Source organism: Glycomyces sp. NPDC048151, assembly GCF_043202775.1.
Taxonomy (GTDB): Bacteria; Actinomycetota; Actinomycetes; order Mycobacteriales; family Micromonosporaceae; genus Glycomyces.
On the sequence record NZ_JBIDBB010000005.1, the window covers coordinates 138,202 to 158,920 of the forward strand.

General features: G+C 71.3%; 20 protein-coding genes. 13 read left to right on the forward strand and 7 right to left on the reverse strand.

From position 1 onward, the window contains the following. Positions 1-91: 91 nt before the first annotated feature. Positions 92-3,094, reverse strand: a complete 3,003-nt coding sequence (locus ACGGCP_RS13305; RefSeq protein WP_392965390.1) for a hypothetical protein — start codon at positions 3,092-3,094, stop codon at positions 92-94. Positions 3,095-3,441: 347 nt separating this feature from the next. Here ACGGCP_RS13305 and ACGGCP_RS13310 point away from each other — a divergent pair, with 347 nt between their 5' ends. After that, positions 3,442-4,761, forward strand: coding sequence for a PHB depolymerase family esterase (locus ACGGCP_RS13310; protein WP_392965392.1), 1,320 nt, complete (start codon positions 3,442-3,444; stop codon positions 4,759-4,761). Positions 4,762-4,839: 78 nt separating this feature from the next. On the opposite strand, the gene ACGGCP_RS13315 is transcribed toward ACGGCP_RS13310, so the two are convergent. After that, positions 4,840-5,505, reverse strand: a complete 666-nt coding sequence (locus ACGGCP_RS13315) for an excalibur calcium-binding domain-containing protein (protein ID WP_392965395.1) — start codon at positions 5,503-5,505, stop codon at positions 4,840-4,842. Between the two features lie 242 nt (positions 5,506-5,747). Here ACGGCP_RS13315 and ACGGCP_RS13320 point away from each other — a divergent pair, with 242 nt between their 5' ends. The 3 genes from ACGGCP_RS13320 (at position 5,748) to ACGGCP_RS13330 (ending at position 9,068) form a co-directional block, all read left to right on the forward strand. After that, positions 5,748-7,037, forward strand: a complete 1,290-nt coding sequence (locus ACGGCP_RS13320; protein ID WP_392965397.1) for a hypothetical protein — start codon at positions 5,748-5,750, stop codon at positions 7,035-7,037. 3 nt (positions 7,038-7,040) lie between these two features. After that, positions 7,041-8,105, forward strand: a complete 1,065-nt coding sequence (locus tag ACGGCP_RS13325; protein WP_392965399.1) for an NADase-type glycan-binding domain-containing protein — start codon at positions 7,041-7,043, stop codon at positions 8,103-8,105. Between the two features lie 114 nt (positions 8,106-8,219). Then, on the forward strand, positions 8,220-9,068 hold the full coding sequence (locus ACGGCP_RS13330; RefSeq protein WP_392965402.1) for an SDR family NAD(P)-dependent oxidoreductase: 849 nt from the start codon (positions 8,220-8,222) through the stop codon (positions 9,066-9,068). A 43-nt stretch (positions 9,069-9,111) separates the two neighbouring features. Here the strand turns inward: ACGGCP_RS13330 and ACGGCP_RS13335 are convergent, their stop codons facing one another. Then, entirely contained in the window at positions 9,112-9,870 is a 759-nt protein-coding gene (locus ACGGCP_RS13335) for a nuclear transport factor 2 family protein (protein ID WP_392965405.1), read from the reverse strand. A 104-nt stretch (positions 9,871-9,974) separates the two neighbouring features. Here ACGGCP_RS13335 and ACGGCP_RS13340 point away from each other — a divergent pair, with 104 nt between their 5' ends. Then, positions 9,975-10,874: a helix-turn-helix domain-containing protein gene (locus tag ACGGCP_RS13340; RefSeq protein WP_392965408.1), complete on the forward strand. Its 900-nt coding sequence runs from the start codon at positions 9,975-9,977 to the stop codon at positions 10,872-10,874. Here ACGGCP_RS13340 and ACGGCP_RS13345 read toward each other — a convergent pair. After that, positions 10,856-11,287 (reverse strand): CBS domain-containing protein, encoded by a 432-nt coding sequence (locus tag ACGGCP_RS13345; RefSeq protein WP_392965411.1) that lies wholly within the window; start codon positions 11,285-11,287, stop codon positions 10,856-10,858. The two genes, ACGGCP_RS13340 and ACGGCP_RS13345, sit on opposite strands and share 19 nt — an antisense overlap. Positions 11,288-11,441: 154 nt before the next feature. Between ACGGCP_RS13345 and ACGGCP_RS13350 the strand changes: the two genes are divergently transcribed. Genes ACGGCP_RS13350 through ACGGCP_RS13385 form a run of 8 tightly spaced genes read left to right on the forward strand, consistent with a single transcriptional unit; the run spans position 11,442 to position 17,223 of the window. Continuing rightward, on the forward strand, positions 11,442-12,251 hold the full coding sequence (locus ACGGCP_RS13350) for a CoA transferase subunit A (protein WP_392965413.1): 810 nt from the start codon (positions 11,442-11,444) through the stop codon (positions 12,249-12,251). Then, positions 12,248-13,009, forward strand: a complete 762-nt coding sequence (locus tag ACGGCP_RS13355) for a CoA-transferase subunit beta (RefSeq protein WP_392965416.1) — start codon at positions 12,248-12,250, stop codon at positions 13,007-13,009. Before ACGGCP_RS13350 ends, ACGGCP_RS13355 begins: the two co-directional genes overlap by 4 nt. Further along, positions 13,006-13,710: a protocatechuate 3,4-dioxygenase subunit beta gene (pcaH, locus tag ACGGCP_RS13360; protein WP_392965419.1), complete on the forward strand. Its 705-nt coding sequence runs from the start codon at positions 13,006-13,008 to the stop codon at positions 13,708-13,710. Before ACGGCP_RS13355 ends, pcaH begins: the two co-directional genes overlap by 4 nt. Continuing rightward, positions 13,707-14,222 (forward strand): protocatechuate 3,4-dioxygenase subunit alpha, encoded by a 516-nt coding sequence (pcaG, locus tag ACGGCP_RS13365; RefSeq protein WP_392965422.1) that lies wholly within the window; start codon positions 13,707-13,709, stop codon positions 14,220-14,222. Before pcaH ends, pcaG begins: the two co-directional genes overlap by 4 nt. Then, entirely contained in the window at positions 14,215-15,279 is a 1,065-nt protein-coding gene (locus ACGGCP_RS13370) for a lyase family protein (protein WP_392965425.1), read from the forward strand. Before pcaG ends, ACGGCP_RS13370 begins: the two co-directional genes overlap by 8 nt. Beyond that, positions 15,276-16,052: a 3-oxoadipate enol-lactonase gene (gene pcaD, locus ACGGCP_RS13375; protein WP_392965428.1), complete on the forward strand. Its 777-nt coding sequence runs from the start codon at positions 15,276-15,278 to the stop codon at positions 16,050-16,052. Before ACGGCP_RS13370 ends, pcaD begins: the two co-directional genes overlap by 4 nt. Then, positions 16,039-16,410, forward strand: a complete 372-nt coding sequence (pcaC, locus tag ACGGCP_RS13380; RefSeq protein ID WP_392965431.1) for a 4-carboxymuconolactone decarboxylase — start codon at positions 16,039-16,041, stop codon at positions 16,408-16,410. The genes pcaD and pcaC overlap by 14 nt, the downstream gene beginning before the upstream one ends. A gap of 9 nt (positions 16,411-16,419) precedes the next feature. Next, complete coding sequence (locus ACGGCP_RS13385) at positions 16,420-17,223, forward strand: IclR family transcriptional regulator C-terminal domain-containing protein (protein WP_392965434.1); 804 nt, start codon at positions 16,420-16,422, stop codon at positions 17,221-17,223. A gap of 1 nt (position 17,224) precedes the next feature. Here ACGGCP_RS13385 and ACGGCP_RS13390 read toward each other — a convergent pair whose 3' ends face one another. The 3 genes from ACGGCP_RS13390 to ACGGCP_RS13400 form a co-directional block, all read right to left on the reverse strand. After that, a complete protein-coding gene (locus ACGGCP_RS13390; protein WP_392965437.1) occupies positions 17,225-18,394 on the reverse strand; it encodes a thiolase family protein in 1,170 nt (389 codons plus the stop codon). Between the two features lie 54 nt (positions 18,395-18,448). Continuing rightward, positions 18,449-19,816, reverse strand: a complete 1,368-nt coding sequence (locus ACGGCP_RS13395; protein WP_392965440.1) for an MFS transporter — start codon at positions 19,814-19,816, stop codon at positions 18,449-18,451. 204 nt (positions 19,817-20,020) lie between these two features. Further along, positions 20,021-20,683, reverse strand: a complete 663-nt coding sequence (locus ACGGCP_RS13400) for a TetR family transcriptional regulator (RefSeq protein ID WP_392965442.1) — start codon at positions 20,681-20,683, stop codon at positions 20,021-20,023. Positions 20,684-20,719 lie beyond the last annotated feature (36 nt).

A 20,719-nucleotide genomic window follows, 5' to 3' on the forward strand; every position in this document is an offset into this window, starting at 1 on the left:
TCGCGCCTGCTCTTACTGTCCGCCGTCCGCCGCGTCCCTCCACTGTGCGTTAGGGCAGCCGAACGGGCAGCCGCGACTGCCCCCGCGGGCATCACCGCCTCCCGACGAAGTCGGGCGGACTGAACCCGCCGGGCACGACCAGGAACGGCGCCCGCACGGTGCCGAACGCCTGACCCGACACCGAATCGGCGAGCACGTCGCGCTGCCCGAGCTGGTCGTGGCCGAACACGAGCAGCATCGCGGCGAACGTGCCGTCCGCCGCCACAGTGGCCTCAGTGGACTGACCGGCGAGCCCGCCGTCCCACGCGACCGCGACGACCGCGCCGGGCGGGAAGTCCTGCCCGGTGACCAGGGTCGGCCGCCCGGGCGGCCCGAGCCCGGGGTTGACCGTGATCCTCGGCTGCAGCACCACGACCGGGGCGGCGTCGCCGGCGGAGACGCCCGAGACGGTCGCGATCGCCGACGCCGTCGACTCGATCGCCGCGTCGGGCGACAACGTGAACACGACCTCGGCGGACGCGCTCGGCGCCAGCGGCCCCACCACACAGGGCGATCCGGCGGTACACCCCGGCGGAGCGCCCGACACCGGCAGCGCAGCGGGCAGTGTCGCCGTGAGCTCCACCGCCCCCAACATCACCGTCGAAGTGTTCGTGACGGTGAACGTGACCGTGAGGTCGTCGCCGCCCACATAGCCCGGCGTCGGCGCGACGGCCGCCACCACCGTGAGGCCGGGCTGCCCCGGAGGCGGCGGCGGTTCCACGGCGATCGACGTGGCGGCGGCGTTGTTGCCCAGATCCGGATCCACCGCGACCGGGACGACTACGGCGTCGATCGGCTGGTCGCCCACGGCGTCGCCGGTGACGACCAGTTCGATCTGCGACTGCGTCCGGGTCGCCATGGAGTCCACTGTGCACACAGAGCCGTCCGCCGCGCAGCCCGCGGGGGCCGCGGCCACCGACAGGCCCGGCGGCAGCGTGATCTCGACGCTCGCCGCGCTGGCGGCCCTGCCCAGGTTCGACACCGTCAGCGTCACCGTCGACTCGTCGTCGAGCGGCACCGTGTCCGGGTCGGGCTCCATGTGCAGCGCCATGTCGGCGGTCGGCTGCCATGCGGGGCTGCCGAACTGGCGGTAATAGGCGGCATCCTCGCTGACCTGCACGCCTTCGCCGCCGACGGCGGGCAGCGTCCAGATCGTCGTGTTGTCGTAGGTCGGGTCGACCGTCGCGAACGGTTCGATCGCGGCGATCCCGGGGCTGTACTCGAAGCCGCCGACCACGGCGAGCACGGTGCCGTCAGGGGAGAACGCCGGGCTCGAGAGGTCGAGTTCCGCGAGGTCGCCCGCGACGGGGACCTCTCCGTTCGCGCACGGGTCCTCCACGGGGCCGGTGCAGTCGTCCGGGTCCACCGACCACAGGACGCTCTCGCGCACGAACACGATGAGCGATTCGTCTACAGGGGACCAGGTGGCGCTCCAGTCGGCACCGTAATCGTCCTCGGGAGCGGAGGTGATCTGCCTTGGCGCGTCTGCGAACTGGGCGTCGACCACGTGCAGGAACATGGCGGAGAACGAGTACGGCAGCGGCGGGTAGTCGTCGAACTCGCCGGCGTTGCCGAACGGCATCCAGCCGCGCGAGAAGACCAGCCTCGTCCCGTCGGGCGACCAGGACGGCCCGGAGTCCACTGAGGCCCACAGCCGGTCGAACTCGTCCACCGCCTCGAAATGCGGCAGCCGCCGGACCGGCCCGGTCGGGTCCGCCAGGTCGAACACCGCGATCTCGGAGACGAACTGGGAGTTCTCGCCGCCCGGCGGGTACAGGAACCAGTGCTCCACGGCCAGGAGCTGCCCGTCCGGCGAGAACGCGGGCGCCCGGTAGTACTCGCCCTCAGGGGCCTCAAGCAGCACCGGGTCCGCGGCCGGGTCGTCGAGGTCGCCGATGCGGATGGACCCGCTGAGCGACTGCCCGTACTCGTCGAAGACCTCCGTGTTGTACGCCAGGCGCCGCCCGTCGGGGGAGTACGCGGGCTCCTCGTCGGCGCTGAACACCGCGGTGCCGCTGTGCTGCAACGGGTCGGTCCCGTCCGGCATCGACGTCCAGATCCGGCTCTCGCTGATGTCGGCCGCGTAGCCCACGACGTCCCCGAGCCACGTCGGGTGGCTCGAGCGCCGCACGTCCGGGGACACCGGCAGGATAATCGCGCCGTCGCCCGTGGGCTCGTACAGATACACCCGCCCGTACACGTCGGGATCGGTGGTGGTGAAGGCGATCCCGTCCGGCGTGTACGCGGGCTCGTACGCGTCCTCGTCCCAACCCGCCTCCCACAGGGTCCGGTACGGGGTGCAGAACGTCGGGAACTCGTTGCCGCACAGGTCGTCGGGGATCTCCATGACCTCCCGGGCGCCCGAGTCCGGGTCAGGGAAACCGGAGAACGCGATCCATGCGCCCCCGTCCCCGTCGTCGCTCCAGTTCGGCTCCCCCGAAGGGATGTCGGTCAGCTGGACCGGCTCGGCGTCCGCCTCGAAGGCCTGCACCCGGAAGATCCGGCTCGCCGACTCGTACGCGACCGCGTCGCTGCCGGGCGACCAGCTCGGCCACCGGGCTCCGGCCGGGACGGGTGCGAGCACGTGCTCCTCGGTGCCGTCGATGCGGATCAGGCGGATCCGCCACTGCCCGCCCTCGGGGTCCAGGCTCTCGAAGGCCACCCACTGCCCGTCGGGCGAGACGGACGGCCGGTGGTTGAGCGAGCCGTTGTCCGTGACCTGCACCAGCTCGTCGTCGATGACGGCGAAGATCTCGCGGTGGAGGTCGTCCCCGGCGCCCAGGTCGCTCGCGAAGACCATGACGCCGTTGCGCTGCTCGGCATGGATGGCGTTGTTCAGGCCGTACTCGTCGAGCGGGAAGTAGGCCTCGCCGCCGTCGTCCTGGTTCGCCACCGTCGTGCGCCCGTACCGCAGCTCCGAGTAGGCAAGGCGCCCTTCGGTGGGGTCGCCCAGTTCCTCCAGCGTCGGCGGGTCGGCGCTGGCCGCGGCCCGGACCACCGTCACCGTCGCCATGACGACGGCGACGGACAGCAACGCTCGCAGCAGGACCCGCATGACCACCTCGCTCGCCGGGTTGCGGGCACTCGCCCGCACCCTCGATGGTCCCGCAGCGAGGGCGGCGCGAAAGGGCCGAGCGACCGCGGCCGAGGGCGGACCTCGCTGCCCGATCGGGCAGCAGCCCTTCGCGACCCGAGGTCATCGATGGAATTCATCCAATCTATTGACAGATCGAGATGTCGACACGCATCATTGTTTCCGTCGCATGTGCCAACTAAATACCGGGGAACGGCGGCGCATCGACCGCAACACGGGGCGATGAAACCCCGCGACCTGATGCAGCACTTCACATTCATCGGATGTCCGTTCACCGGCATCCGCCCTCCCGAGAGAAAGAAGCCTCCATGGCAGGACTCATCCGATGGCGCCGCCGCGCGGCCGCCGTCCTCGCGACAGCGGTCGCGCTCGCCTCCGCGCTCCTGGTCTTCGCGGCCCCCAAGCCGGCCCAGGCCGCCCAGCTCACGCAGATCACGAACTTCGGGAACAACCCCGGCGGCCTCGGGATGTACCTGTACGTGCCCGACAACGTCGCCCCGAACCCGGCAGTCGTGGTGGCCTCCCACTGGTGCAACGGATCCGCGGCCGAAGCCTTCGGCTGGCAGTACGACGAGCTCGCGGAGCAGTACGGCTACATCGTGATCTACCCGCACGTGACCCGCGACTACAAGTGCTTCGACGTCTCGTCCCCGGCCTCGCTCAACGGCACCGGCGGCGACTCGGTCAGCATCAAGTCCATGGTGGACTACGTGCTCGCGAACCACGGCGCCGACCCGAACCGGGTGTTCGCGACCGGCTTCTCCTCGGGCGCGATGATGACCAACGTCCTGCTCGGCGTCTACCCGGAGGTCTTCAAGGCCGGGTCGGCGTACGCCGGGGTGCCGTTCACCTGCTTCGCGACCGACAACGGCTCGATGTGGAACTCCGAGTGCTCCGAAGGCCGGATCGACCGCACGCCGCAGCAGTGGGGCGACGCGGTCCGCAACGCCAACCCCGGTTACAGCGGGCCGTGGCCCCGTATGCAGCTCTGGCACGGCACCGAGGACGACGCGCTCCGCTACCCGAACTTCCGCGAGGAGATCGAGCAGTGGACGAACGTCAACGGCACCGACCAGACCCCCGACGCCACCGACTACCCCGAGTCGAACTGGACCCGCACCCGCTACGGCGGCAGCGGAGGCCAGGCCGTGGTCGAGGCGAACAGCCTCCAGGGCGTCAACCACTTCCCGCCGATCCGCGAGACCGAGACGCTGCGCTTCTTCGGCCTGACCGGCCAGCAGGCGGGCACCACCGCGATCACGGGCGGCGCTTCGAACCGCTGCGCGGACATGCCCGGCTCGCCGGCGGCGAACGGGACCCAGGCAGTGCTGTGGGACTGCAACGGCGGCGTCAACCAGCAGTTCACCCGCACTGCGGCCGGTGAGCTGAAGGTCGGCGGCAAGTGCCTGGACGCGTACGGCTGGGGCACGGCGAACGGCACCAAGGTCGTGGCCTGGGACTGCTCAGGCGGCGCGAACCAGCGCTGGACCGTCAACGCCAACGGCACCATCACAAACGTCCACAACGGCCTCTGCCTGGACGCGATGGGCGCCGCTACCGCCAACGGCACACAGCTGATCCTGTGGACCTGCAGCGGCACCGCCAACCAGAGCTGGAGCGTCCGCTAAGAACGCGGACGGCCGCGCGTACCGGACGCGGCCGCACGCATGAGCCCGCAGGCGAGATCGCCTGCGGGCTCTGGCGTCTCACTCGCAGCCGACGCCGTCGCCGTCCCTGTCGAGGTGCGACCCGTATCCGGGATCGCCCGCGTGGACGGGCGCGGCGCCTGCGGCGCGGGCCGCGTCGCAGTTCTCGTAGTAGACGCTGCCGCCGTCGTCATCATCGTCGTCGCCACCGGAGTCGCCGCCTCCCGAGTCGCCACCGGAGTCGCCTCCGGAATCGCCGCCCGAGCCGCCGCTGCTCGACGAGTCCTCGCAGCCGACGCCGTCGCCATCGCCGTCGAGCCCGGCACGGTATCCGGGGTCGCCCTCGTAGACGGGCGCGACACCGGCATTCCTTGCTGCGTCGCAGTTCTCGTAGTACACGTCGGAACCGCCGCCGCCTTCATCGGCGGCCTCGGTCGTCTCGGCCGTTTCGGTGGTCGGCGCTTCAGTAGTGGGCTCTGCGGACGGGCTCGCGGATTCGCTCTCGATCGGGGTCGCCTCGGACGCCGTCTCGGAAGGGCGCTCCGATTCGGTGACCTTCTCTTCAGGCGTCCCGGCGTCGGCGAGCGCGCCGACGATCAAGCTGAGGAGGCAGGCCCCGACAAGGGCCATGGCGAGGACGACGAGAACGGTCTGGCCGGTGGACAGCCGGGACCAGAAACCGGGCTGAGCCCCGTTGGGGCCCTGTGGGGAAGGGTTGACGGACACGTCGGCTCCCAGGGGTCGGAGAAGTGTGCCGGGGTAGGAGCAGGCTATGCCCGTTGCGGGAGCGGGAGAATCCGCTGAGCGGTCGAGTGACTACCATCCGTAAGGACTCCCTCGTTCGTGTGAACGGCATGGTCCTCATGCGACTCGGCGAAGGACCGGGAGCCGAACGGGCAGTGAACGCTGCCTGCTTCGCTTCCCCAAGCCCCACCGACGGATCGGCCCGGCGCGCCTACCGTCCAGGTATGGCCACCGTCGCCTCCCTCAGTCAGCCCGTGCTCGACGTCGTGTGCGGCCAGTCAGCCGCGTGCGCGCTGTCGGTCCACAACACGGGCAAGATCGTCGAGTCCTACCGGTTCGAGGTCCTGGGCGCGCCCGCCGCGTGGGCGCTCGTCGAACCCCAGGAGCTCTCGATCTACCCCGGCCGCGACCAGGCCGTCCAGATCGTCTTCTCCCCGCCGCGGCTGCCCACGGTGCCCGCCGGACCGGTCCCGTACGCGGTGCGCGTGCTCCCAACCGAGCAGCCCGGCACCGCCGTCGTCGTCGAAGGCGAACTGCACGTCGAACCGTTCTACGAGACGACGGCCGAACTCATCCCGCGCACCTCCACCGGCCGCCGCCGGGGCAGGCACGAGGTCGCGGTCGACAACCGCGGCAACGTGCCGATCGAGGTGGGGCTCAGCGGCGCCGACCCCGACGGCGCGCTCACCGTCACCCCGGACCCGGAACGGCTCGTCGTCCCGCCCGGCCAGGCGATGTTCTCCAAGCTCAAGGTCCGCGCCCGCAAGCGCCGCTGGCGCGGCGGCCCGGTCACGCACCCGTTCCAGGCCCAGGCCCACCGCGACGGCGCCGAGCCGCACGTGATGGACGGCAGTCTCGTGCAGCGGCCGTTCTTCCCCAAGTCGACCGGGCGCTGGCTCGCGGCGATCCTCGCCCTCACCGCGCTGCTCATCGCGGCCTGGATGTTCCTGCTCAAACCCGCCGTCGAGAGCGCCGCCACCGAGGCCGTCGCCGACGACCTGGAGGCCCTGGGCGAGCAGGCCGCCGCCGCAGAGGAGGACGCGGAAGAGGCAGCCGCACAAGGCGAGTCGGCGGAGGCGCTCGCTGAGGAGGTCCTGGAGGAACTCCAGGACACCACGCTCGAACCGGCCCCGCCCGCGCCGGTCGAGACCGCGACCACGGTGCGCCTCGACGTCACCGCCAACGCCGGTGCCACAGCGACCGACTCGCACGAGCCCGCCGAGAAGACCATGTTCGCCCTCACCGACCTGATCCTGGAGAACCCGCAGGGCGACACGGGGGTCCTGGAGATCCTCATCGACGGCGACGTCCAGTACCGGCTCTCTCTCGCGAACTTCCGGGACCTCGACTACCACTTCGTGACGCCCATCGAAGTGCCCGAGGGGGAGGAGATCACGCTCCGCGTGGTCTGCGATACGCCCGGACCGCGCCTGCCCGGAGCCAGCTCCGACGCCTGCCGTCCCGCGGCCGTCCTCAACGGACTCACGGTCACGCTGCCCGAAGACGAGGAATGACCGGTGACCGTCTGCGAAGGCTGCGGGACCGCCGCGAACCCGCAGGACCGCTTCTGCGGCACCTGCGGTGAGTACCTGAGCTGGGAGGAAGAACCCTCCGCAGCCCCGGAACCCGTTGCGCCGCAGACGCAGCCGGCCGGTCCGGCGCCGTCCGCCGCGCAGCCGCCCGACGAGCGTTCCCGCGCTGCCGGGCGAGCCGGTGCTCCGAGTCCCGACGCGGGCCGCCCGATCGCCGACGGGCCCGCAGAGCCGCCGACCGGTCCGAGTGCGTCCGCCGAAGGCCAGCCCGAAGCCGCGGTCCCCGGCGCCGCCGCACCGCAGCCCCATCCGACTCCTGACGGCCCGGCCTGCCCGTCCTGCGGCATCGGCAACGACCCCGCCCGCCACTTCTGCCGCTCCTGCGGCACGCGGCTGCGCCAGGCCGCACCGCCCGCGAAAGAACCCTGGTGGCGGCGCTGGCGGCGACGCCGCAGGGAGCACGCCGCCGGTTACCGGCGCAAGCCCCGCCGCAAGTTCCACATCAGACGGTTCGTGCTCGTCTCGCTCATCGTCTCGGCCGTGCTCCTGCTCATCGTCTTCCTCCCCGCGCTCCCCGTCTCCCACCCGTGGCTGGAGAACCTGCGCGACCGTGTCGCCGACGCGAAACCGGTGTCGCCCAGCACGATCAGCGCCTCGAGCGAGGCGACCAGCGCCGAGTTCGCGTTCGACGGCATCTCCAACGAGTACTGGGCCCCCGACCTCGAAGGCGACGGCGTCGACGAATGGGTCCAGGCCGACTTCGCCGAACCGGTGCGGCTGGTCTACCTGATCGTCTCGCCCGGCGTCGCACGCGACCAGGAGGCGTTCCTCGCCCAGGCCCGGCCCGAAGAGGTCGAACTGCGCATGTTCACCGCGGACGGCGGCGCGGTGACCGAGACCGTCACCCTCGCCGACTCCGCCGAACCGCAGACGTTCGAACTCGGCGTCAGCGACGTGACCGCCGTGCGCCTCACCGTCCTCGGCACCTACGGCCACGAGCCCGGCAAGGCCGTGGCGATCGGCGAACTGGAGTACTTCATCCGCGCCTGACCGAACCCTGTGTCGGCCTTCACATCCGAGTGCTGTCAGCAATCGCGCCCCCGTCCGGTTCATATGGCGAACCCGCGGCAGCGCCGCTCCCGACAGCACGCAAAGGAAGAAGCCATGAGCAAGGTCTGGTTCATCACCGGTTCGTCCCGCGGTCTCGGCCGCGAATTCGTCGAAGCCGCCCTGGGGCGCGGCGACAAGGTCGCGGCCACCGCCCGCGGCGTCGAGGGCTTCGCCGCACTGACCGAGCAGTACGGCGACGCGGTCCTGCCGCTCGCGATGGACGTCACCGACAGGGCCGCGGTCGCCGCCGCCGTCGAAGCGGCCGTCGCGCACTTCGGCCGGATCGACGTCGTCGTGAACAACGCCGGGTACGCCCAGGTCGGCGCGGTCGAGGAACTGTCCGAAACGGAGCTCCGGGACCAGATGGAGACCAACGTGTTCGGCGCGGTCTGGGTCGTCCAGGCGGTCCTCCCGCACCTGCGCGAGCAGGGGTCTGGCCACATCATTCAGCTCTCCTCGGCCGCGGGCCTGATCGGGATGCCCCTCGGCGGCGCCTACCACGCGTCGAAGTGGGCGGTGGAGGGCTTGAACGAGGCGCTCGCCGCGGAGGTCGCCGGGTTCGGGATCAAGGTGACCATCGTCGAGCCCGGCGGCTTCGCCACCCGGAAGGGCAAGAACCCCGACCCGCTCGACAACGGCCACATGGCGACCGCGCTCCCGGCGTACGTGCCGCTCCGCGCCAGGCTCGCCGAAGCCGTCAAGGGCCAGCCCGCGGGCGACCCGGCCGCCTCGGCCCGGGCGATGCTCAAGCTGGCCGACCTCGACCGCCCGCCGCTGCGGGTCCTGTGGGGGCTGGGCTTCTACCCGATGCTCCAGAAGGCGTACGCCGACCGCCTCCAGAACTGGGCCGACTGGCAGGACCTCTCCCTCGAAGCCCAGGGCGAGCTGACCGTCCCGGAGTGACCACGCCCGGCCCGGCCCCGAGCGGGGCCGGGCCCGGCGTGTCTTAGAAGAGGCCGTTGCCGTGCGGGAGTTCGGCCGGGATCGGGAGCACGACGTCCCAGTGCTCGACGATCTTCCCGCCGGAGACGCGGAAGAGGTCCCAGAAGGCGACCGGTTCGCCGAACTCTCCCTCGGCCTGGAGGAGCACGAAGTCGCCTTCGGCGACGACCTTGTGGATGGTGCGGTACGCGAGGTTCTTGCCCTGCTCGCCCCAGGCGGCGGCGGCCGCGCCGAAGCCGTCGAGGCCGTCGGCGGCCTCGGGGTTGTGCTGGTCGTACTGCTCGGTCGAGATGTAGTCGGTGAGGACCGAATAGTCGGCTCCCTTGAGGACTTTCTCGGCGAACTCGGTGACGAGCGCGCGGTTGGCCTCGGTCTTGTCGAGGTCGGTCACCTGGGTGGGCCCGTCGGTCTGGGAGCGGCCGCTCGCGGTGTCCTTCACGACCGGGACGAGTGCGTCCCAGTGCTCGGCGAGCTTGCCGTCCTCGACGCGGAACAGGTCGAACGCGACCAGCGGGTCGGGTCCGAAGCCGTGGTAGATCCCGTGCAGCGCGACGAGGTCGCCGTCGGCGATCACGCGCACGCCCTCATAGCTGAAGCCCTCGGGCAGGCCTTGGACGAGGCCGCGGATGCCCTCCTGGCCGTCGGGCGCGAGCGCCGAGTGCTGCTTGTAGTCCGACGCGACCCAGCGGTCGACCGCGGACGGGTCCTTGTCCGCGAACAGTTCCTTCGCCGCGCCCAGTACCGTTTCCTTCGGGGTGCCCATGGCGTCCTCCCTTGCTCCTGTGCGCCACCGCTGCGGTGCGCATCCGCCTTGACGGCTCAAAACTAGGGCCGGATCTGGGACGCCGCCCGATACACTCGGGACTCATGGTGGTGAAAAACCGACAGGCTTCGGAGCCGATCCTCGCCGTCGACTTCCGGGCCCCGATCGGCTCGCCCGCGGGCGTCGAGGTGCTCGACCTCGGCGGGCTGCGCCGCCGCGGCCTGGCGAACCTGGAACGCCTGCTGCGCCCCAACTTCCACCAGCTCATCGCGCCGAGCGAGGGCCGCCTGCGGTTCATGGTCGACTTCGAGGAGTACGAGGCCGGTCCGGGCGACTGGCTGTGGGTGCGGCCGGGCCAGGTCCAGCGATGGGGCGATCTGGCGGGCGTCGAAGGCACTCTCGTCCTGTTCGAGGGCGACTTCCTCGACCCTGAGACGGCCGAGTCGGCGCGGGCCGACGAGCCCGGCGCGCCCATCGGTTTCCGCCCCGAGCGTGCCGACGCGTTGGAGACGGCTCGGGCGCATCTCGAGAGCGAGTTCCGCGCCCTCGGCGACCTGCCGTTGAGCGTCCACCTCGCGGCGATGCGCCACCTGGTCGCCGTCCTGGTGCTCCGGCTGGCCCACGCGGGCGCGGCCGAGGCCCCGTCGGGGGAGGTCAGCGAGACCTTCAAGCGCTTCCGTTACGCGGTCGAGCGCGGCTTCACCGAGACGCACCGGGTCGAGGACTACGCGGCGCGGCTCGGGTACTCGCCGCGCACGCTCGCGCGCGCCGCGATCGCGGCGACCGGTTCGGGCGCGAAGGAGTTCATCGACCGCCGTGTGGTCCTCGAGGCCAAGCGCCTGCTCGCCCACTCCGACCGCACCGCGGCGAAGATCGCCCGCGACCTCGGTTTCAGGGACCCCACGAACTTCTCGAAGTACTTCCAGCAGCGCACCGGCCACACGCCGATCGAGTTTCGGGCGGCCGCCCGGCGCCCCGCCTCCGGTCAGATGCCGGCGATGTAGCCCTCCAGCTGCTGCTTCTCGAATTCGAGTTGGCCGATGCGGTTCTTGACGACGTCGCCGATGCTGACGATGCCGACGAGGACGCCGCCGTCGGAGACGACCGGGACGTGGCGGATGCGCCGCTCGGTCATGAGCACCATGAGGTCCTCGATGGAGTCGCTCGGAATCCTGGTTTGGACGTCCGCGGTCATGACGAGCGCGACGGGCGCGTCGAGCAGGTCGGGCCGCGCGTGCAGCCCCCTGGCGACATCGCGCTCGGAGACGATCCCGGCGACGGTGTTCCCGTCGTCGCTCACCACGAGTGCGCCCAGGTTGTGCTCGGCGAGTTTGGCCACCAGCGAGCGGACCGTGTCGTCGGACCTGATGGTGACGACCGCCGCGCCTTTCGCTCGCAAAATATCACTAATGCGCACAGAAGCCTCCTGTTCGTACAGTGAGTAGCTTTCGAGCATACCGCCGTCCAGCCTGGAGCGATACCCGCAAACTTCCGAACTCGGGAGGCGTTGACACCCGACTGTTCGCATATTATCGTTCCGTTCGTATAGCGAACATCGAAGGAGGCGGCTCATGGCTGTCACCGCCACCCTCGCCGAAGCGGTCCGCGCCGCGATCGGCGACGGCGACAGTGTTGCGATGGAAGGGTTCACGCACCTCATCCCGCACGCCGCCGCACACGAGGTCATCCGGCAGGGCCGCCGCGGCCTCACCCTCATCCGGATGACCCCCGACATCGTCTACGACCAGCTCATCGGCGCCGGATGCGCCGCGAAGCTCGTCTTCTCCTGGGGCGGCAACCCCGGCGTCGGCTCCCTGCACCGCCTCCGCGACGCCGTCGAGCACGCCTGGCCCGGTCCACTGGAGATCGAGGAGCACTCCCACGCGGGCCTGGTGAACCGGTACGTCGCCGGCGCCTCGGGCCTGCCGTTCGCGGTCCTGCGCGGCTACTCCGGCACCGACCTCCCGCGCTACACCGATTCGATCGCGCCCGTGACCTGCCCGTTCACGGGGGAGCGGCTCACCGCGGTCGCCGCGCTCAACCCCGACGCCGCCGTCATCCACGCCCAGCGCGCCGACCGCGAGGGCAACGTGCAGCTGTGGGGCATCCTCGGCGCGCAGAAGGAGGCCGTCCTCGCCGCGAAGCGCTCGATCGTCACCGTCGAGGAGATCGTCGACGAGCTCGAACCACGCCCCGGCGCGATCCTGTTGCCGCACTGGGTGGTCGACTGGGTCTGCGAGGTCCCCGGCGGGGCCGCGCCGTCCTACGCCGCCGGGTACACCGAGCGCGACAACGGCTTCTACGCCGACTGGGACGCCGTCAGCCGCGACCGGGCGTCCTTCACCGCCTGGATCGACGCGAACGTCAAGGAGCGGGCATGACCGGCTACGACTCGGACGCGATGATGACCGTCGCCGCCGCACGCCTCCTCGAAGGCCGCCGCACCTGCTTCGTCGGCATCGGGCTCCCGTCCCTCGCGGCGAACCTCGCCCGCGCGACGATCGCGCCCGGCCTCGTGCTCATCTACGAGTCGGGCACCATCGGGTCCAAGCCGCCGCGACCGCCGCTGTCCATCGGGGACGGCGTCCTCGCCGAGACCGCCGACACCGTCGTCTCCAGCGCCGAGATCTTCAACTACTGGCTCCAGCCCGGCCGCATCGACACCGGCTTCCTCGGCGCGGCCCAACTCGACCGGCACGCGAACATCAACACCACCGTCATCGGCGGCTACCGCAGTCCGAAGGTGCGGCTTCCCGGCGCGGGCGGCGCCCCCGAGATCGCCGCGTCCTGCCGCGAGACCGTGATCGTCGTGCGCCACTCGAAGCGCGTCTTCGTCGACCGGCTCGACTTCACCACCTCGGTCGGTCACGGCGACGGCCCCGGTGCCCGCGAACGCCTCGGCCTGCGCGGGGCCGGACCGACCGCGGTCATCACCGACCTGGGGCTGCTCGAACCCGACCCCGACACGAGGGAGCTCGTCCTCACCCGGGTCCACCCGGGCGTCACGGTCGACAAGGTCCTCGAATCCACCGGCTGGCCCCTGCGCGTCAGCGATCATATGGCGACGACCCCCGCACCGACGCCGGAAGAGCTCGCCGCGCTCCACCGGCTCACGAACGGAAAGGAGGCCCGGCGATGACCTCCTACCGACGGGACGGCCTCGACGCCCACCCCGACCGCGACTTCCCCGACTACCGGTCGACCCGGCTGCGGCACCCCAAGGAACCCCTGGTCGCCCTCCGCGACCCCGAGACCGAGCTGACCGAACCCGTGCTCGGCGCGGGCCCGATCGGGCCGCTCGACGACGACCTGACCCGCCAGCACGCCGGTGAGCCGATCGGCGAGCGCATCGTCCTCACCGGGCACGTCCGCGACGGCAACGGCACCCCGCTCGCCGGTCAGCTCGTCGAGATCTGGCAGGCCAACGCCGCCGGGCGCTACGCCCAGGCCGACGACGCCCACGACGCCCCGCTCGACCCGAACTTCTCCGGCGTCGGCCGCTGCCTCACCGACTCCCGGGGCCGCTACCGCTTCACCACGATCAAGCCCGGCCCCTACCCGTGGCGCAACCACGACAAGGCCTGGCGCCCCGCCCACATCCACTTCTCGCTGTTCGGCACCGCGTTCGCCTCACGCCTGATCACCCAGATGTATTTCCCCGGGGACCCCTTGTTCCCCTACGATCCGGTGATGAAGTCGGTGACGGATGAGCGGGCGCGCCAGCGGATGGTGTCCTCGTTCGACCTCGACGCGACCGAGTCCGAGTGGGCGACCGGCTACCGCTGGGACATCGTCCTGCGAGGCCCCGAGCGGACCCTCTTCGAGGAGGCGGGGGAATGACCGACATCCAGGAGCTCACCCCGTCCCAGACCGTGGGGCCGTTCTTCGGCTTCGCCCTGCCCTACGAGGGCGACGCCACCATAGTGGACGGCGGTGATCTGCGTGTGCACGGCTCGGTCTTCGACGGGGACGGCGAGCCGATCCCGGACGCCCTCATCGAAGTGCTGCAAGCGGACACGGACGGCCGGTTCCACCGGGCCGGGTTCGGCGGCTTCGGCCGCTGCTCAACCCGGCCGGAGGGCCGCTACGCGTTCACGACGGTGAAGCCCGGCGGCACGGCCGACGGCTGCGCGCCGCACCTCGCGTTCATCGTCCACGCCCGGGGCCTCCTGGTGCACCTGCACACCCGCATGTACTTCCCCGAAGAAGCCGAGGCCAACGCTGCCGACCCGGTGCTGAACGCCGTGCCTGAGGGACGGCGGGCAACGCTGGTGGGGGAGCGGACGGACGAGGGCATCCGCTTCGACATCCGACTCCAAGGCGAGCACGAGACGGTCTTCTTCGATGTCTGAGCTGTTCGGAGCGGTCTTCTCGCGCGGCGCGGCCGCCGAGGCCGTGTCCGATGCGGCCTGGCTGCGGGCCATGCTGCAAGTCGAGAAGTCGATCGCCGAAGTCGCCGCTGAAGCAGGTGCTGTGAGTGCCGAAGCGGCGGAAGCGGTCGCGGAGGCGGCGGTCCCGGAGCGGTTCGACCTCGCAGAGGTCGCCGCGTCGGCCGCCCGGATCGGCAACCCGGTCGCGGGCGTCGTGGACCGACTGAAAGCGATCGTGCCGCCCGAGCATCACAATGCTGTCCATTTCGGAGCGACGAGCCAGGACGTGCTCGACACCGCCATGATGCTGGTCGCCCGGGACGCCATGGCCGCCATAGACAAAGAGTTCCGCCTGAGCCTCCGTGCCGTCTTCGCCCTCAGGAGGGGGTACGGCGAGACACCCATGATGGGCCGAACACTCCTCCAGCGCGCCGCCCCGGTCGAGTTCAAGAACGTGCTCGGCGCCTGGATCAACGGGTTGGCCGCTGCGCGGGAAGCGGTCGAGGCCTTGGATTTCCCCCTCTCCTATCAGGGCCCGGTCGGTGCCTACGCGATCGGCCGCGATCCGCGCACCAAGGCCGTCCACCGGGCGCTGGGCGTCCGGTTGGGACTCAAGACCGATGTCACATGGCACACCGCCCGCAACCCGGTCGTGCGCATCGGCGCTGCCGCGGCCGAGGCGGCCGGGGCCTGCGGCAAAGTCGCCGTCGACGTGATCCTGTTGAGCCAGAACGAGGTCGGCGAAGTGTCCGAAGGGAACCCCGGCGGATCGACTTCGATGCCGCACAAGCGCAACCCGGTCGCCGCGACCAGCGCCCGCGCCTGCGCGGCGCGCACCCCCGGGCTCCTCGCCACCCTGTACGCGGCCATGCCGCAGGAACTCCAGCGCTCGCCCGGCCTGTGGCACAGCGAATGGGAGACCCTGTCGGACCTACTGCGGCTCACCGGCTCCAGCGCCGCGTGGATCCGCGACTGCCTCGAGCACCTGCGCGTCCATCCCGACGCCATGCGCCGCAACAGGGAAGGCGGTCCCGTATGATCCCGCACCACCTGGTCGACGGCCCGGCCGACGCCGAGACGATCGTCTTCTCAAACTCCCTCGGCACCACGCTGGGCATGTGGCGGCCGCAGGTCGAAGCGTTCAGCGCGCATTACCGGGTGGTCCGCTACGACACGCGCGGCCACGGCCGGACCCGCTTCGGCGGCAGCCCGTTCGGCATCGACGACCTCGCCGACGACGTCGCCGACCTCCTCGACCACCTCGACACCGAACGGGCCCACCTGGTCGGCGTCTCGCTCGGCGGTGCCACCGTCCTCGACTTCGCCGCCCGCCACCCCGACCGGACGCTCACCGTCACCGCGCTCTGCACCGCCGCCAGGATCGCCACGCCCGCGTACTGGGCCGACCGAGTGCGCCTCGTCCGCACCGGCGGCCTCCCGCCGCTCGCGCCCGCCGCCATGGAACGGTGGTTCACCGCCGACTTCAGGGCAGCGCATCCCGAGGTCGTCAAGCGGTTCCGCGCCGACTTCGCGGGCGGCGACCCGCTCGGCTACACCGCCTGCTGCAGGGCGATCGCCGAGACCGACCTGCAGGGCCGCCTCGGCGCGATCCGCGCGCCCGTGCTCGTCATGTACGGCACCGAGGACACGATCACGACCGCCGACGACGCCGAGGCCCTGCGCCAGGGCATCCGCGGATGCGAAACGGCCGCGATCGAAGGCGCGAAGCACCTCGCCCCGACCGAGCAGGCCGACTTCGTCAACCGGCGGATCGCCGAACACCTCCGGAAGGCACCCCATGGACCCCAGTGAAGGCGAACGGAAACGCCGTGAAGTCCTCGGCGACGCGCACGTGGACCGCTCGAACGCCGCCCGCACCGACTTCGACCGCGACTTCGGGGCGTTCATCACCGAGTACGCGTGGGGCGGCGTCTGGTCCCGGCCCGGCCTCGACCGGCGCACCCGCCGCATGCTCACCCTCGCCGTCCTCTGCGCGCAGGGCAACGAGGACGAGTTCACGATGCACCTGCGGGCCGCCCTCGCCGGGGACCTCACCGCCGACGAGGTGAAGGAGATCCTCCTCCACACCGCCGTCTACGCCGGGCTGCCGCGCGCGAACCGGGCGTTCGCGCTCGCCCGCGCGGTGCTCGACGAGACGACCGATCGCTAGAGTGTCCGCATGGCAGGGCAGGAGACCGAGGACGACACCGCGAGGACCGGGCACAGCTCCGACCATGTCCAGACCCTGGCGCGCGGCCTCGCCGTCATCCGCGCCTTCGACGCCGAGCACCCGCGCCTCACCCTGAGCGAGGTCGCCAAGGAGACCGGGCTGACCCGGGCCGCCGCCCGGCGGTTCCTCCTGACCCTCGCCGACCTCGGCTACGTGCGCGCCGACGGCCGCGACTTCGCCCTCACGCCGAGGGTGCTCGAGCTCGGCTTCGCCTACCTCTCGGGCCTCACGGTCCCCGAACTCGCCCAGCCCCACCTGGAACGGCTGGTCGCCGAAGTCGGCGAGTCGGCCTCCGTCGCGGTGCTCGACGGCGCCGACGTCGTCTACGTGTCGCGGGTCGCGACCTCGCGGATCATGCGAGTGGCCATCAACATCGGGACCCGCTTCCCGGCCGCGACCACCTCGATGGGCCGCGTCCTGCTCGCCGGGCTCGCACCCGCCGACCTCGACGAGCGGCTCGCGGCCACTGAGCTGCGGGCGCACACCCCGTACACCATCACCGACGAGCCCCGGCTCCGCCGCGAACTCGACCAGGTCCGCGCGCAGGGCTGGGCCTTCGTCGACCAGGAACTCGAAGAGGGCCTGCGCTCGATCGCCGTGCCGCTCCGCGACTCGTCCGGTGTCATCGCCGCCCTGAACGTCTCCTCCCACACCAGCCGCACCACACTGGACTCGGCGACGCGCGACCTCCTGCCGCCGCTGCTCGCGACCGCCGCGCGGATCGAGGCCGACCTCGCCGCGACCGGCCGCTGACTCAAGCCGCCTCCAGGACCATCGCGATGCCCTGCCCGACCCCGATGCACAGCGCCGCGAGGCCGTAGCCGCCCTCGCGGTGCAGCTGCCACACGAGCGTCCCGGCGAGCCGGGCCCCGGAACAGCCCAGCGGATGGCCCATCGCGATCGCGCCGCCCTGCCGGTTCACGATCGCCGGATCGAGCTCCGGCCACTGCGACAGGCACGCGAGCGCCTGCGCCGCATAGGCCTCGTTGAGCTCCACCGCCGTGAGGTCGCTCCAGCCGATCCCGGCCCGCGCCAATGCCTTCCGGGCCGCCTCGACCGGCCCGATCCCGTACCTGCGCGGCTCGACGCCGACCACGGCCCGCGCGACGATCCGCGCCAGCGGACGCCCGTGCGCCTCGGCCGCCGCCTCGTCGCCGATCACGAGCGCGGCCGCGCCGTCGCTGAGCGGACTCGCGTTCCCCGCTGTCACAGTCCCTTCAGGACGGAACACCGGCCGCAGCGCCGCCAGCGCCTCCAGGCTCGACTGCGGCCGGACGCCCTCGTCGCGGTCGAGCTCGGGCAGCTTCAGCACCTCATCGTCGAACCGCCCCGCCTCCCAAGCGGCATGGGCCAGCCGGTGGCTGCGCAGTGCGAACGCGTCCTGCGCCTCCCGTCCGATCCCGAACTCGTCGGCGAGGATCTCGGCCCCTTCACCGAGGCCCACCGTCCACTCGTCCCGCATCGCCGGATTGACCAGCCGCCACCCCAGTGCCGTGTCGGCCAGTGCCAGGCCGCCCCGCTGGAACGGCTCCTCGGTCTTCGCCATCACCCACGGCGCGCGCGTCATCGACTCCACGCCCCCGGCGACGACCAGCGACGCGTCCCCGGTCTCGACGGCCCGCGCCGCCTGCACGACCGCCTCCATCCCGGAGCCGCACAGCCGGTTCACCGTCGTGCCGGGCACCGACTCGGGCAGCCCGGCCAGGAGCACCGCCATGCGCGCGACGTCCCGGTTCTCCTCGCCCGCGCCGTTCGCGTTGCCGAACACGACGTCGTCGATCCCGGCCGGGTCGAGCTGCGGACTGCGGTCGCGGACCGCGCCGACGACGGCGGCGGCGAGGTCGTCGGGGCGGACCGACGCCAGCGCGCGGCGGTGGCGGCCGATCGGCGTGCGCACGGCGTCGAGGATGAAACTGCGGTTCACGGGACTCCCAGGTGTGCGATGGGGCCGGGCCGCCGGGTCGGCGGCCCGGCGTGCTCAGTCGGCGACGCCGACGGGCGGCTGGGACGGGGACGCGGCGGTCCCCTTGAGCCCCAGGCGCTCGGTCGGCACCTTGTAGGTCTCGCGGGCGGTCGCGACGGCGACGACGTTGACCAGGCACAGCAGTGCGGTGAACGCCGCGACCTTGAGCCAGCCGTCGGGGTCGTCCCCGGCGAGCGCGACGGCGATCGTCGGCAGGAACCCGCTGATCGCGAACCCGATCTGCGTCCCGATCGCCATGCCGGACAGGCGCACCCGGGCGGTGAACATCTCGCCGTAGAACGAGGGCCACACCGCGTTCGCGGCCGCGTAGACCAGGCCGAACATGACGATCCCGGCGCCGAAGATCAACGCCCAGTTGCCGATCGAGATCGCCCACAGGTACACGAAGATCAGCGCGGCGCTGCCGAGCGAGCCGGTGAGGAACACCTTCTTGCGGCCGATCCTGTCCGCGATGTTGCCCCACATGGGGATGGTGAACAGCGCCAGGATGTTCGCCGTGACGCCGACCCACAGCATGGGCGTGCGTTCGAGCCCGACCGTGTTGACCGCGTACGTGAGCCCGTAGACGGTGAAGATGGTGCTGACCGAGGCGATGAGGGCCGCGCAGACGACGCGGAGCACGTCGGCCCAGTGGTCGCGCATGAGGACCGCGAACGGGAGCTTGGCGACGTCCCCGGTCCTGGCCTTGGCCTCGAAGACCGGGGTCTCCTCGACCTTGCGGCGGATCATGTAGCCGACGAACACCATGACGACGCTGGCCCAGAACGGCACGCGCCAGCCCCAGCTGAGGAGGGCCTCCTCGGGGAGGGCCGCGACCGGCAGGAACACCGCGGTGGCGATGAGCTGCCCGGCCTGCGTCCCGCTGAGGGTGAAGCTCGTGTAGTACGCGCGGCGGTGATCGGGGGCGTGTTCGAGGCTCATCGAGTTGGCGCTGGCCTGCTCGCCTCCGGCCGAGAGGCCCTGGAGGAGCCGCAGGGTGACGAGCAGGATCGGGGCGGTGACGCCGGCGGTCTCGTAGCTGGGGAGGCAGCCGACGAGGAAGGTGGCGACGCCCATGAGCAGGAGGGTGAAGACGAGGACCTTCTTGCGGCCGAAGCGGTCGCCGACGTGGCCGAGGATGATCGCCCCGAGCGGCCGGGAGACGTAGCCGACGCCGAAGGTGGACAGAGCCAGGAGGGTGCCCGCGGCGGGGTTGTCGGAGGGGAAGAAGACCTGGCCGAACACGAGGGCGGCGGCCGTGCCGTAGATGAAGAAGTCGTAGTACTCGAGGGCGCTGCCGATCCAGGCGGCGACGGCCGCCTTCTTCGGCTTGCCGGTGGCGGTGAACCCCGCAGGGGGGCTCAGAGAGGTTCCGTCGGACACGTTGATCTCCTCTGTCAGTGCACCATTGCATGGGCAGTGAAGCGCAGTCGATCCGGTGCGAGGGCTTTGAACGTACCGGATAGTTATGTACTGCTTGGTTAATTGTCGAGCATGCACTGAGCCCAGGGCCGTGTCAAGGGGGTGGCGGGCGCGCCGTCGAAATCGACGGCGGCCGATGCCTGGAATGTCCGTTGCGGTGCCGCTCTAGCGGGCGGTCAGGTACTCCACGACCATGTCGCCGAGCATCGTCCGGTAGTGCTCGCGGCGTTCGGGGTCGAGCAGGTCGCGGTCGAACACGGTGTTGAACGTGTAGCGGTTCGCGATGCGGAAGACGCAGAAGGAGCTGATCATCATGTGTACGTCGAGGGCGTCGACGTCGTCGCGGAAGAGCCCTTCGGCCCGGCCGCGGTCGAGGATGCGGCCGATGACGGTGACCGCGGGCTTCGACAGGCCGGGGAGCACGGTCGACTCGGCGAGGTGCTTGGCCTCGTGGATGTTCTCGATGCTCACCAGGCGGATGAAGCCGGGGTGCGACTCGTGGTGGTCGAAGGTGAGCTCGGCGAGCTGCCTGATCGCGGCGACCGGTTCGAGGTGCTCGACGTCGACCTCTTGCTCCAGGGACCGGATCGTCGCGTAGGCCCGTTCGAGCACGGCGAGATAGAGGCCCTGCTTGCTCTCGAAGTAGTAGTAGATCATCCGCTTGGTGGTGCGGGTCTTGGCCGCGATCTCGTCGACCCTCGCGCCCGCGAAGCCGTTGGCGGCGAACTCGGCCGTGGCCACGTCGAGGATCTCCGAGCGCGTCCGTACCGGGTCGCGGCTCCGGTCGGCTTCGGCGACCGGTCGGTCCTCGGCGGGCTTGGCGGTCAAGAGTTCCCCTCGTTCCCAACGGTTCACGGCTCGCTC